The organism is Hafnia sp. HMSC23F03 (assembly GCF_001816025.1).
Lineage (GTDB): Bacteria > Pseudomonadota > Gammaproteobacteria > Enterobacterales > Enterobacteriaceae > Hafnia > Hafnia paralvei.
In genome coordinates this window covers 90,753-103,868 of record NZ_KV824245.1, presented here as the reverse complement: position 1 = coordinate 103,868, position 13,116 = coordinate 90,753, and the positions used below count along the sequence as shown (strand labels likewise).

General features: G+C 47.9%; 12 protein-coding genes. 3 read left to right on the top strand and 9 right to left on the bottom strand.

The genetic code is table 11. The features are described from left to right. Positions 1–20 precede the first annotated feature (20 nt). From nuoF to HMPREF3091_RS20935, 7 genes are all read right to left on the bottom strand, one after another. Positions 21–1,382 carry an NADH-quinone oxidoreductase subunit NuoF gene (nuoF, locus tag HMPREF3091_RS20965; protein ID WP_004092607.1) on the bottom strand — a complete coding sequence of 454 codons (1,362 nt, stop codon included), beginning with the start codon at positions 1,380–1,382 and terminating at the stop codon, positions 21–23. Then, positions 1,379–1,879, bottom strand: a complete 501-nt coding sequence (gene nuoE, locus HMPREF3091_RS20960; protein WP_004092610.1) for an NADH-quinone oxidoreductase subunit NuoE — start codon at positions 1,877–1,879, stop codon at positions 1,379–1,381. The genes nuoF and nuoE overlap by 4 nt, the downstream gene beginning before the upstream one ends. Before the next feature lie 2 nt (positions 1,880–1,881). After that, a complete protein-coding gene (gene nuoC, locus HMPREF3091_RS20955) occupies positions 1,882–3,705 on the bottom strand; it encodes an NADH-quinone oxidoreductase subunit C/D (RefSeq protein WP_371272857.1) in 1,824 nt (607 codons plus the stop codon). Between the two features lie 97 nt (positions 3,706–3,802). Continuing rightward, positions 3,803–4,477: a NuoB/complex I 20 kDa subunit family protein gene (locus HMPREF3091_RS20950; RefSeq protein ID WP_004092613.1), complete on the bottom strand. Its 675-nt coding sequence runs from the start codon at positions 4,475–4,477 to the stop codon at positions 3,803–3,805. Positions 4,478–4,525: 48 nt separating this feature from the next. Next, complete coding sequence (locus tag HMPREF3091_RS20945) at positions 4,526–4,966, bottom strand: NADH-quinone oxidoreductase subunit A (RefSeq protein WP_008814016.1); 441 nt, start codon at positions 4,964–4,966, stop codon at positions 4,526–4,528. 683 nt (positions 4,967–5,649) lie between these two features. Then, positions 5,650–6,609 (bottom strand): LysR family transcriptional regulator, encoded by a 960-nt coding sequence (locus HMPREF3091_RS20940; protein ID WP_004092615.1) that lies wholly within the window; start codon positions 6,607–6,609, stop codon positions 5,650–5,652. A gap of 361 nt (positions 6,610–6,970) precedes the next feature. Next, positions 6,971–7,654, bottom strand: a complete 684-nt coding sequence (locus HMPREF3091_RS20935) for a TVP38/TMEM64 family protein (RefSeq protein WP_070718751.1) — start codon at positions 7,652–7,654, stop codon at positions 6,971–6,973. Between the two features lie 158 nt (positions 7,655–7,812). On the opposite strand from HMPREF3091_RS20935, the gene HMPREF3091_RS20930 reads away from it, so the two are divergent. Continuing rightward, entirely contained in the window at positions 7,813–9,126 is a 1,314-nt protein-coding gene (locus HMPREF3091_RS20930; protein WP_070718745.1) for a rhodanese-like domain-containing protein, read from the top strand. A 446-nt stretch (positions 9,127–9,572) separates the two neighbouring features. Here the strand turns inward: HMPREF3091_RS20930 and HMPREF3091_RS20920 are convergent, their stop codons facing one another. Together HMPREF3091_RS20920 and HMPREF3091_RS20915 are read right to left on the bottom strand one after the other, a co-directional pair. Continuing rightward, positions 9,573–10,202 (bottom strand): CDP-alcohol phosphatidyltransferase family protein, encoded by a 630-nt coding sequence (locus tag HMPREF3091_RS20920; RefSeq protein ID WP_070718736.1) that lies wholly within the window; start codon positions 10,200–10,202, stop codon positions 9,573–9,575. After that, a complete protein-coding gene (locus HMPREF3091_RS20915; RefSeq protein ID WP_070718733.1) occupies positions 10,195–10,791 on the bottom strand; it encodes a carboxymuconolactone decarboxylase family protein in 597 nt (198 codons plus the stop codon). The genes HMPREF3091_RS20920 and HMPREF3091_RS20915 overlap by 8 nt, the downstream gene beginning before the upstream one ends. 299 nt (positions 10,792–11,090) lie before the next feature. On the opposite strand from HMPREF3091_RS20915, the gene HMPREF3091_RS20910 reads away from it, so the two are divergent. Beyond that, complete coding sequence (locus HMPREF3091_RS20910) at positions 11,091–12,311, top strand: pyridoxal phosphate-dependent aminotransferase (RefSeq protein ID WP_004092623.1); 1,221 nt, start codon at positions 11,091–11,093, stop codon at positions 12,309–12,311. Between the two features lie 116 nt (positions 12,312–12,427). Further along, positions 12,428–13,033, top strand: a complete 606-nt coding sequence (yfbR, locus tag HMPREF3091_RS20905; protein ID WP_040046426.1) for a 5'-deoxynucleotidase — start codon at positions 12,428–12,430, stop codon at positions 13,031–13,033. Positions 13,034–13,116: the final 83 nt, after the last annotated feature.

The window sequence follows — 13,116 nt, the reverse complement described above, 5'->3', positions numbered from 1 at the left end:
AAATAAGAAAAACCTTTAAATTACCAGCGCGATTTCAGCAAGTTCGGCTGAATACCCTTAATGGCATTCAAGTTGCCGTAGTCTTTGGCGGCAATGCCTGCTTCGAACTCTTCACGGAAATATTTAATCGCGCTCTGTAATGGTTCAACAGCCCCCGGCGCATGTGCGCAGAACGTTTTACCTGGGCCTAAATGGCGGCACAGCTGTTCTAACGTTTCGATATCTCCCGGCTGGCCTTCGCCACGCTCAAGTGCACGCAGGATTTTTACACTCCACGGCAAACCATCACGGCATGGTGTACACCAGCCACAGGACTCACGAGCGAAGAATTCTTCTAAGTTGCGCACAAGCGGCACCATGCCGATCTCATTATCAACGGCCATTGCCAGCGCGGTACCCAAACGGCTACCTGCTTTGCCGATGCTGGCGAAGTCCATCGGCAGATCGAGATGATCGCCAGTCAGGAAGTCGGTCCCTGCCCCACCCGGCTGCCACGCTTTGAGCGTTAATCCATCGCGCATACCACCAGCGTAATCCTCAAGAATTTCACGCGCCGTGGTGCCGAATGGCAGTTCCCATAGACCCGGATTTTTCACCCGTCCCGAGAAGCCCATCAGCTTGGTGCCCGCATCTTCACTCTTACCGGCAGAGAGACCTTTGTACCAGTCAACACCGTGCTCAATAATCGCAGGTACGTTGCACAAAGTTTCAACGTTGTTAACACAGGTAGGCTTGCCCCATACGCCAGAACTGGCTGGGAATGGTGGCTTGGAGCGCGGATTGGCACGACGCCCTTCCAGTGAGTTAATCAGCGCAGTTTCTTCACCGCAGATATAACGCCCTGCACCGGTATGCACAAACAGCTCAAAATCAAAGCCTGAGCCTAAAATGTTTTTACCCAGCAGGCCTGCCGCTTTAGCTTCTTCGATCGCTTTACGTAGGTTAACCGCAGCTTCTACATATTCGCCACGCAGGAAGATATAGCCACGGTAGGATTTCAACGCGAACGCCGCAATCAGCATGCCTTCCACCAATAGGTGTGGCATCTGTTCCATCAGCAGACGGTCTTTATAGGTGCCCGGCTCCATTTCATCGGCGTTACACAGCAGGTAACGGATGTTCATGGATTCGTCTTTCGGCATCAGACTCCATTTCAGACCTGTTGAGAAGCCAGCACCGCCGCGCCCTTTCAGACCTGCGTCTTTAACCAAGTTGACGACTTCATCCTGAGCCATGCCTTTGAGCGCTTTTTCAGCGCCCTGATAGCCACTTTTACTGCGATACTCATCCAGCCAAACCGGCTGTTTGTCATCGCGTAAACGCCACGTTAGCGGATGGCTTTCCGCTGAACGGGTTGGGAATAAAGCTGAAGGAATCGTCATTTATACTGCTCCAACAATTCGACGACGTTTTCCGGCGTCAGGTGAGCATGAGTATCTTCATCGATCATCATATTCGGCCCCTTGTCGCAGTTACCCAGACAGCACGTTGGCAACAGCGTAAAGCGACCATCAAACGTGGTTTGACCCGGCTTGATATTCAGCTTACGTTCCAGCGCGGCCTGAATGCCTTGGTAGCCGTTGATATGGCAAACCACACTGTCGCAATAGCGAATAATGTGGCGGCCAACCGGCTGACGGAAGATCTGGCTATAAAACGTGGCCACCCCTTCGACGTCTGCGGCAGGAATATCCAACACCTCGGCAATGGCATAAATGGCACCATCAGGAACCCAGCCGTGCTCTTTTTGCACAATTTTCAGTGCTTCAATCGACGCGGCGCGCGGATCTTCATAGTGATGTTTTTCATGCTCGATGGCCTCACGGGCGCTATCGCTGAGCACGAAAACCTCTTCTTTAGCTAAAGATTGATCTGACATGATTAGCGGTCCACATCTGACATAACAAAATCAATACTGCCGAGGTATACGATCAGGTCGGATACCAGGCTGCCACGAATTACCGCCGGGATCTGTTGCAGGTGCGCATAGCTTGGAGTACGAATGCGCGTACGGTAGCTCATCGTGCTGCCGTCACTGGTCAGGTAATAACTGTTAATCCCTTTAGTCGCTTCAACCATCTGGAACGATTCGTTAGCAGGCATGACCGGCCCCCACGACACTTGCAGGAAGTGTGTGATCAGGGTTTCGATATGCTGCAACGTGCGCTCTTTCGGCGGCGGCGTGGTCAGTGGATGGTCAGCTTTAAACGGACCTTCCGGCATATTTTTGTAACATTGCTCCAGAATTCGCAGGCTTTGACGAAGCTCTTCGACTTTCAGCATTACGCGGTCGTAGCAGTCACCGTTGTGACCCACCGGAACTTCGAAATCAAAGTTTTCGTAACCGGAATAAGGACGCCATTTACGCACGTCAAACTCGATACCCGTGGCGCGCAGACCCGCACCCGTTACGCCCCAGTCCAAGGCTTCTTTTGCATTGTAGGCAGCAACGCCAACCGAACGGCCTTTCAGAATAGTGTTTTTCAGCGCGGCTTTAACATAGGAGTCCAAACGCTTTGGCATCCAGTCGAGGAAGTCACGCAGTAAACGTTCCCAACCGCGAGGCAAATCGTGTGCAACACCGCCGATACGGAACCAAGCTGGATGCATACGGAAACCCGTAATCGCTTCAACCACATCGTAGACTTTCTGGCGATCGGTAAAGGCGAAGAATACGGGGGTCATCGCGCCCACGTCCTGAATAAACGTGGAGATATACAGCAGATGGCTATTAATGCGGAACAGCTCAGAAAGCATGACGCGAATAACCTTCACACGCTCTGGCACTTCAATACCCGCCAGTTTTTCAACGGCCAGTACGTAAGGCATTTCATTCACGCAGCCACCGAGGTATTCGATACGGTCGGTATACGGAATATAGCTGTGCCATGATTGGCGCTCGCCCATCTTCTCTGCGCCACGATGGTGATAACCCACGTCTGGCACACAGTCGACGATCTCTTCACCGTCCAACTGCAACACAATGCGGAATGCACCATGAGAAGATGGATGGTTAGGGCCGAGGTTGAGGAACATGAAATCTTCATTTTCAGTACTGCGCTTCATTCCCCAGTCTTCAGGTTTGAAGGTCAGTGATTCCATTTCCAGATCTTGTTTTTGCTTAGTCAGCTCAAACGGATCGAACTCGGTCGCACGCGCCGGATAATCTTTACGCAGCGGATGCCCTTCCCATGACTGAGGCATCATAATGCGCGTCAGATGTGGGTGGCCATCGAAGGTCATACCGAACATTTCCCACGTTTCACGCTCATACCAGTTAGCGTTAGGGAAAATCTTGGTCACGGTCGGCAGATGCATGTCTTTTTCAGACAATGCAACCTTGAGCATGATGTCGCGATTTCGTTCAATAGAGATGATGTGATAGAAGACTGAAAAATCTGCTTCCGGCAAACCCTGACGATGAGTACGCAGGCGCTCATCCATACCATGCAGGTCAAACAGCATAACGTATGGTTTTGGCAGTTTTTTCAGGAAGGACATAACTTCCAGTAATTGCTCACGCTTCACCCAAACAACAGGCATTCCAGTGCGTGTGGGCTGAACGGTAAAGGCATCGGGCCCAAAACGGTTGCGCAATTCACCGATAACCGGATCATCAAGATGATCGCGGGTTTGCCACTCTTTACCTTCAGAAAGAGGCAAATTCAGATCTTGCGTCGTCGAATCTGTCATAATTTTTATCACCACGCTTTTACTTTACTTGCTGGAAACCAGCAAACTAACGGGCTAAGTCATTCGCCGCTGACAATGCTAACCCAGGGTGGGCTGCATCATGCGTGCGTTAAATTTCGTCTGGTGAGCGCAGATTAGTCACTGCAATACGCTCAGCTCGCTTGCGTTCTTTTTCTGATGGCATGTTGGCTCGGTAAACACCTTGATCGCCCACAACCCAAGATAATGGGCGGCGTTCTTTACCAATCGATTCCTGCAACAACATCAGCGCCTGCATATAGGCTTCTGGGCGCGGCGGACAGCCCGGGATATACACATCAACCGGAATAAACTTGTCTACGCCTTGCACGACGGAATAAATGTCATACATGCCGCCAGAGTTGGCACAAGACCCCATAGAAATCACCCATTTTGGTTCCAGCATCTGGTCATATAGACGCTGAATAACCGGAGCCATTTTGGTGAAACAGGTTCCCGCAACCACCATAAAGTCAGCCTGACGCGGAGAGGCACGAAGTACTTCCGCCCCAAAACGCGCAACGTCATGCACCGCAGTGAATGACGTCACCATCTCCACATAACAACAAGAAAGGCCGAAGTTATACGGCCAAAGAGAGTTTTTACGCCCCCAGTTCACCATATCGTGCAGAGCATTTTCGAGTTTGCCCATATACACGCTGCGGTGAACATGCTGTTCCAGAGGATCGGTCACGATCTCCTGTTTTTGAAGGGGGTAACGGTCGTTCTCACCGTCCGGATCGATGCGGGTGAGCGTATAATCCATCTTTATGCCTCAATTCTTTCTCTATAAATGGTGACTAATAGGCCAGACTTACTGCGGGCGGCTATCTGTATTCGTGACGGTACTTTCGTGCTCTACACGGCGCTTGGAACGTGCGGGAGTCCAATCAAGCGCGCCGATACGCACCAGATAGAACAAGCCTGCTAACAGCACCAAAATGAAAATTGCCGCTTCGATAAAGCCAACCCATCCACTCTCCCGGATGGAGACAGACCAAGCATATAGATACAAGGCTTCCACATCGAAGATGACGAAGAACATGGCGACCAGATAAAACTTAGCAGACAGACGCAGACGCGCTGAGCCTACTGAGTCGATACCGGATTCATAAGGCGTATTTTTCGCGCGCGCGCGTGCTCTCCCACCGAGTGCATATGCTCCAAGAAGCATAACCCCACATAGCCCGAGTGCGACGATGATAAATACGGCGAATGCCCAGTGATGAGCGATTACTTCAGTGGTTGTTGACATACTCTTATGCTTACTCATCAAACGTGATGCGGTTCACTGCGTAAAAAATGCAGGAGCACCACAACGACTAAGGGAAGGAAAATGACCACAAGAAAACTGCTGTTTCCTATGATTAAACAGAGTTTTACTGTGGGCTTTTTACTCCTTTCTATAACCTTTTGTCAACTTTGACAAAAGTAACAACACATTAATTTACAACACTACATTTTACTTAACATTTGATGCGTCTGCACGACGTATTAGCATCCTTAATGACGTTTTAGAGTTGCATCAGTAACGTGTCGATTATGTAAACGAAAGTGAATGTTTGGTAAGCACTATACCATTTTCTAAAGAATTACCCGTTCACCATCGTGGGTATCTCGGGTGTTTTTATGATGGAGATCACACTTACAATGATAAGCACGCAAATGAATATTCATTCAAGACGATAGAATCACGAGATTGTTTAACATTTGCTGTATGTATTTCATACAGTCATATTATTTATGAGAATGATTTTCATTTAAGTTTTTGATGGTAAAGCGGAATCGGTTCAGGTGGGAAGCGTAGGGTCGTAAAGCCACGAAATGTTAAAAATTTATTTCACACTATAAAATAATCACATACCGGCATGTTTATGCACTCAATGCCGGTATGTTGAATCAATTTTTCCTGTTTAAAATATGCATGAATAAACGAACTCAAGCCACATCAGCAGGATCGGTTGGGCCGGTAGAATAAGAACTCCCCTGCTCAACAGCCAGATCGATATTTGAACCATTTTCACTATAAGGTTCAGAACCTGCTTTTAATGAACTAAACAATATCGTCGCTAATTCATTAGTACAGTTAGGGGCTAAGCAAAGAGAATATTCAGTTTCAGGCAGTTTAGGCAGGCGCTCAGAAACGCCAAGAACGCGCAGCTCTGGGCTCATCATTTCAATTGGCCGTGCTGTAACCCCCAACCCTGCTTTTACCGCGGCTCGTACTGCTGACAGCGTAGACGCTACATACGCAATACGCCATGGAATACCGGCTTCATTCAGGTGCTTGATCGCCAGTGCGCGGAATGGACTCGGTTCATCCAGTACCACTAATGGCACAGGCTCGCCTGCTTGGTAATCGTAATCGGTTGCGCAAAACCACACAGTTGGAGAACTTCTTAAAGTTTCACAAGAGAACTCATCAAAGCCCATGGTGGTGATAGCGAGATCAATTTCTCGATCTTTTAGCAACTGTCTCATGTCAGGACTGCGCTTTACTCTGACATCGATTTCCAGCTTCGGATAAAGGCTGGTAAACCGGCTCAGTAGAAAAGGCAAAATAGTATCCGCGGTATCATCCGTGGCGCCAATAATGAGTGAGCCATGTAGATGGTTGTAGATCAGCGAACTACAGGCTTCATCGTTAAAGCGTAAGATTTTACGTGCATACCCTAACAGCTGCACGCCGTGCTCCGTGAGTTGTTTGTTACGTCCATGGCGAGCAAATAACTCCTTGCCAACCAACTGTTCCAAACGTTGCATCTGCTGACTAACGGCCGATTGTGTTCTCTGCACCACAATAGCCGCTGCCGCAAAAGTTTTCACATCGGCGACAGCTACGAACGTTCGTAGCAAATCTAAATCAAGGTTAATGGTAGGACGATGTGTATTTATCATATCTATTTCTCATTATAAGAGTGTAATTATAAAACCCTGGTATTTAAGACTTGTGATACTTAGATAATCAGAATCCTCCTATCACTGATACATCTACTACTTAATACTTAATCCATTTGATATACATGTTTAATTATGGCTTAAAAAAAAATTTTAAGCATAAAACACGCAAAAATATTTACACTATTTAGCTCTGCTTATTAGTTAAGATATGCAATTAACTACATCGTCTATAATTAACTGTAATATAATAACTTTTTAAATGACCTTGTCTTTTTATACGTACTTTTATAGCAGCAACACAATAAATAAGTTAATAATTCTTATGTTAGCTTAATAACTGAGACCGGTTTCATTAAGCTTAGCTGTTGTTTCCTTGGGAAAGTTTTTTCTTTTTTAGCGCGAAAAAAACCACGCTTATTGAAAACGTAATTAATAAACCTGTTACTAACAACTGCATTCCCCCCGTAAGCATTCCACCCACATACGAGTAAACAAGCGTTGCGGGAAGTTGCCCGATTCCCGTAGCAATTAGGAATCCCCTTACTTTAATGGAGGTTAATCCTGCTGCATAGCTAATAATGTCAAATGATACAAAGGGTAATAGCCGGCAAATCAGGATGGTATGTTTTCCGTAGCGAGCAAAAAAAAGATCGCTACGTTTTAGGGCTTCGGAAGAAACAAACTTTTCCAGCGTTTCTCTTCCTACCCAACGTGCCAGAATGAAACATATCCAAGCGGCTACCATAGCGCTGAACCATGATAAGAGCGCCCCTTGCCACCAGCCAAATAACGCCGCATTGGCGAATGTAATCAAAAACGCAGGCAAAGGAGCAGCAAGAGCCTGAAAGATCATGAGCAAAAATGAGACAACCATTGCCCAAGGCCCAAAACTGCGTAAATACTCCATCATTGCACTAACATCCAACGAGGAGAACAGCGCCCACAAATGCCGTAACAGCTGTCGGGAGGAGTCGAACCACAGCATGCCAGCTATCATCAGGCACAGAAGGAATAAAACATAAGCCTGACGATGCTTAAACATAACTCGTTGGTTTCCTCAGTAATTACTACCACGCATAGAATAACGATTTATCACCAACTTGTGTGCGCTAACTTAAAACATTGTGCGCTTGCACAAAGAACACTGCAAAATGTTGCGAGAAAATACATCCCTTTCTGTTTTCCTTGTTAGGATCCCTGATGAAAGTCACTTCTCAGCTAGTCACCTCAGCGCTATTGCTTGGGTGGTTACAAATGACTCATGCCGCTGACGTCACGCCTTTACAGCAAATTAAGCTGGACGATCTTCAGTCTGGCAATGGCGCAATTGTCGATACCCGACCTAGTGCATTTTATAACGGATGGCCTCAGGGGCTTAATGGCCCATCAGGTCATGAACCTCAAGCGTTCAATCTTTCTGCAAACTGGTTAAGCCTCATGAGCGATGAGCAACTAAAACAGTGGGCTAGCCAACATCAGATCACGCCAGACCGTAAAATCGCACTTTATGGTACGACTGAACAGACCTCAGAGGTTAGTAAACGATTAATTAAGCTGGGCTACATTAATATTGCCACGCTCAGTGACGCATTATCTCAACCCGATCGTTTGCAACGTATGGCTCACTTTGAGCAACTCGTTTACCCACAGTGGATCCATGATTTACAGCAAGGGAAAAATGTCGTAGCGAAGCCCGCTGGTGAATGGAAAGTCATTGAAGCCGCTTGGGGAGCGCCGAAGAAATATCTGCTCAGCCATATTCCCGGTGCAGGCTATATCGATACTAATGACATAGAAAGCGAGCCGCTTTGGAACAAAGTTTCCGACGACAAGCTGAAAGCATTGCTGGCTAAACAAGGCATCAAACACGATACCACCGTCATCCTCTACGGTCGCGACGTGTACGCAGCCGCTCGCGTGGCTCAGATTATGCTGTACGCGGGCGTAAAAGATGTTCGCCTGCTCGACGGGGGTTGGCAAACGTGGTCTGATGCGGGACTCCCCGTTGAGCGCGGACTCCCGTCAAATGTGAAACCAGCGCCTGATTTCGGTGCAGAAATTCCGGGACAGCCACAGCTGATGCTCAATGAAGAGCAGGCTCGCGGATTATTACATCGCAAAGATGCTTCGCTGGTGAGTATCCGTTCATGGCCAGAGTTTATCGGTGAAACTAGCGGTTACAGCTATATCAAACCAAAGGGTGAGATCGCGGGTGCTCGCTGGGGCCATGCAGGCAGTGACTCCACGCATATGGAAGATTTCCATAATCCAGACGGAACCATGCGCTCAGCGGATGATATCGCGGCCATGTGGAAAGAGTGGCATATCACCCCTGATCAACAGGTTTCCTTCTATTGTGGTACTGGTTGGCGAGCCTCTGAGACCTTCATGTATGCCCGCGCTATGGGTTGGCCATCTGTCAGCGTATACGATGGTGGCTGGTATGAATGGAGCGCTAATCCAAAGAACCCAGTTGTTGCAGGAGAACGCGGGCCGGAGAGTAGCTGGGAGTGATGCTCACGCTTATTTTCTGAGCACATGATGTTGGGATGATAAAGTCATCGGGCAGATTCTGCACTCAAGAGCGGTTATCTGGGATGTCATTTCTGCTGCAGTTTGATATTGGCGATGCAAGTTCAGTGTAATATTCCGCCCGCCTGTTCATACCGAGCGTCATTGATACACTGTGTGTAATATTCCGCCCGCCTGTCCATACCGAGCTTCATTGATACATCCATGAAGGCGTACGGGCAGAGACCACCAGCGCGTGGTCTCTGCACTCGCGCGCTTTTATCCGAGATGCCATCTTCGCTGCGGTTTGGTATCGCCCATCCCGGGCGCCCCAAACGCCAGCATGACATCCCTGTCATGCTGACTCTCCCTTCCAAGACTTAACCTTTTAAAATCCTTCGTGTTTAATGAAATAAATGGGCGAAAACCTTCAACACAATGGAGTCCCCTTACTCCCCGCGATCCTGCGCCACCCTTCTCAACGTGTGATATCCCCCCCAGACGCGCGTCAGCGTGGTAAACCAGCATAGAGCACCAAAAAGCCACGCAAGTAGAGGGAAATAGGCGGGGAATAAGCAGAAGAGCACGAACACCAATATCGTTTCTGCCCCCTCGGTTAATCCTCCAAGGTAATAAAATGACTTATGTGGGTAGTCTAAATTCTCTAATTTGTATTTATCCGCTACCGCGGCAAAGGCTAAGAAACTGCTCCCTGTGCCGATAAAAGCAAACAGCAACCATGCTCCGGCTACCGCATTTAACGCTGGAGAGGCTAAGACAAAACCAAATGGCACCAGCGCATAAAATAAGAAGTCCAAAGCAATATCTAAAAATCCGCCCGCATCCGAAAGATTGCGCCGGCGTGCTAAAGCGCCATCGAGTCCGTCAAACAATCGGTTGATAACAATCACCAGCAAAGCTGCGGGGTACCACTGCATAGCAAGAAACGGCAATGCCAATGCACCGATAAGAAACCCCGCAAGACTAATACGGTCGGGGGTGATTTCTGGACGATCAATCGTCGCGGCTATTCGGTTTAATAGGGGTTTTACTCTGGGATGCAAATAGCGATCAAACACGTGGTTTACCTCGATGCTGCACATCACGTTCCGGTACACAAAGGCCCTGTGATGAAATATCTAAAGCAGAATTAAATCTCGCAGACAAATTTTGAAATGCCACCAGCGCGGTGAGTTCTGTAATGGCCTTTTCGCTAAAATGACGCTTAAGCTCAGATTTTAATGCCTCGTCAATGCTCGGTGGCGTCGCAGTCATCCCATCGGCATAAGCCAGCGCAGCTCGCTCCTGCCCATCAAAGCAATCCGCCTCGTGCCAATGATAAACTGACATCACTTTATCCAACGAACCACTACGCTGAGCAAGACGTAGGCTATTTGCATCGATACAAAAATCACATTCGCACTGCTGGGAAACTCGGGTCATCACCAACGCCCGCAGCGTGGGTGAAAGTGACGATCTTTTTCTCTCCAGAAAACCGACGAAAAAAGCGATTAGCCAAAACAAAAAAGGGAACCGCCCCCACCAACGCGTAGGATTAAGAATCTGCCCGTAATGTTTCTCTTGTGCTCTCACGATCGGAACCAGCACTGACGGAATTTTCTTCAGCGGTGAGACCCAAGGCTGTTGCTGTTGCCCACTATTTTTCACCCATCATCTCCTATTTTGTGGCGTTAAATTGACGACGCCAGTGATTTTATTTGGAGTTTTTAACTTCATAAAAAACAAACCAAAGATTTATACACTAATAAATGACTACGTATTACGCGTGATCGGTTATCGACGGCGAATAAGCTAACGTTTTGCACCAAAAACTCTCTCTGCCCTTCAAAACCCCTGCGCTGGGGAGTACATTATTTTACGTCGCAGTGTTCTGTTCGTATGGACACGCATTTTCACGCGCAACGCCGAATTTTATTCTGGCTACGTATTATAAAGGCTGCTGTTATATGTCCCCTATAGAAAAATCCCGCAAGCTGGATCACGTGTGCTATGACATCCGTGGTCCGGTTTTGAAAGAAGCAAAACGACTCGAAGAAGAAGGCAATAAGGTCCTGAAGTTAAACATCGGTAATCCGGCGCCGTTCGGCTTTGAAGCACCCGATGAAATTTTGGTGGACGTCATTCGCAATCTGCCAACGGCTCAGGGCTACTGTGACTCCAAGGGGCTATATTCTGCGCGCAAAGCCATCATGCAGCACTACCAAGCACGTGATATCCATGATGTTACCGTAGAAGACATCTATATTGGTAACGGTGTATCTGAGTTAATTGTGCAGTCTATGCAAGCACTGCTGAACACTGATGATGAGATGTTGGTACCTGCGCCAGATTATCCGCTATGGACCGCAGCGGTCGCATTATCAGGTGGTAACGCCGTTCACTACCGCTGCGATGAAGAAGCCGACTGGTTCCCAGACTTAAATGATATTCGCAGCAAAATCACTCCACGCACCCGTGGTATCGTGATTATTAACCCGAATAACCCAACCGGCGCAGTCTACAGCAAAGAACTGTTAGAAGAGATCGTCACCATTGCGCGTGAAAATAATCTGATCATCTTCGCTGATGAGATTTACGACAAGATCCTCTATGACGATGCTGAGCATATTTCGATCGCCTCTCTCGCTCCGGATTTGCTCGTTGTTACCTTTAACGGTTTATCGAAAACCTACCGCGTCGCCGGTTTCCGCCAAGGCTGGATGGTGCTTAGCGGCCCTAAAAAGCACGCTAAAGGCTACATTGAAGGATTGGAAATGTTGGCGTCTATGCGTCTGTGCGCCAACGTACCGATGCAACACGCTATTCAAACCGCCATCGGTGGTTACCAGAGCATCAACGAATTTATCCAACCCGGTGGCCGCCTGTATGAACAACGCAACCGTGCTTGGGAACTGATCAATGAGATCCCTGGCGTATCCTGCGTCAAACCGCGTGGCGCGCTCTATATGTTCCCGAAAATTGATGCCAAACGCTTCAACGTTCATGACGATCAGAAAATGGTTCTGGATCTCTTGCTACAAGAAAAAGTGCTGCTTGTGCAAGGTACCGCATTTAACTGGCCAGAACCCGATCACTTCCGAATCGTTACGCTGCCGCGCGTAGATGATCTCGATATGGCCATTCATAAACTCGGTCGCTTCTTCTCTGGCTACCACCAGAAATATTAATTTTCGCTTCCGATGACAACGGCACCTCCTTGGTGCCGTTTCTTATTTGCATCCTCACTTTCCTCCGCCCACAATAGAACGTGTCTTTCCACTACTTGTATTATTGAGAGAGCGTTATGAGCCAGAACCAAAGTCACTTTTTCGCCCATCTGTCCCGTTTAAAACTGATTAGCCGCTGGCCACTGATGCGCAACGTGCGCACCGAGAACGTCTCCGAACATAGCCTTCAGGTCGCATTTGTCGCTCATGCATTAGCCATCATTAAAAATCGAAAATTCAACGGCAATGTGAACCCCGAACGTGTGGCATTACTGGCGATGTATCATGACGCGAGTGAGGTTTTAACCGGCGATATGCCAACGCCGATCAAGTATTACAATCCGCAAATTGCGCATGAGTATAAGAAGATTGAAAAAGTCGCGCAGCAAAAGCTGATTGAAATGCTGCCCCCAGAGTTGCAAAACGACTTCCGCCCACTGCTGGATGAACACTATTACACTGAAGATGAGAAACTGGTTGTTAAGCAAGCTGACGCGCTATGCGCCTATCTGAAGTGCCTGGAAGAGCTTTCGGCTGGTAACAATGAATTCAAACTGGCCAAAGCGCGTTTAGAGAAAACATTAGATATGCGTTCAAGCCCTGAAATGGAATACTTCATGGAAGTCTTTATTCCAAGTTTTAGCCTGTCGCTAGATGAGATCAGTCAGGATGAAGTGATGTAGTTTTTGAGCATTTCACTTCTGGTTATACTGCATTCGTTTAAGGTTTCGACCGTCTCTCAGCATTGGTCTTTACATACAAACTA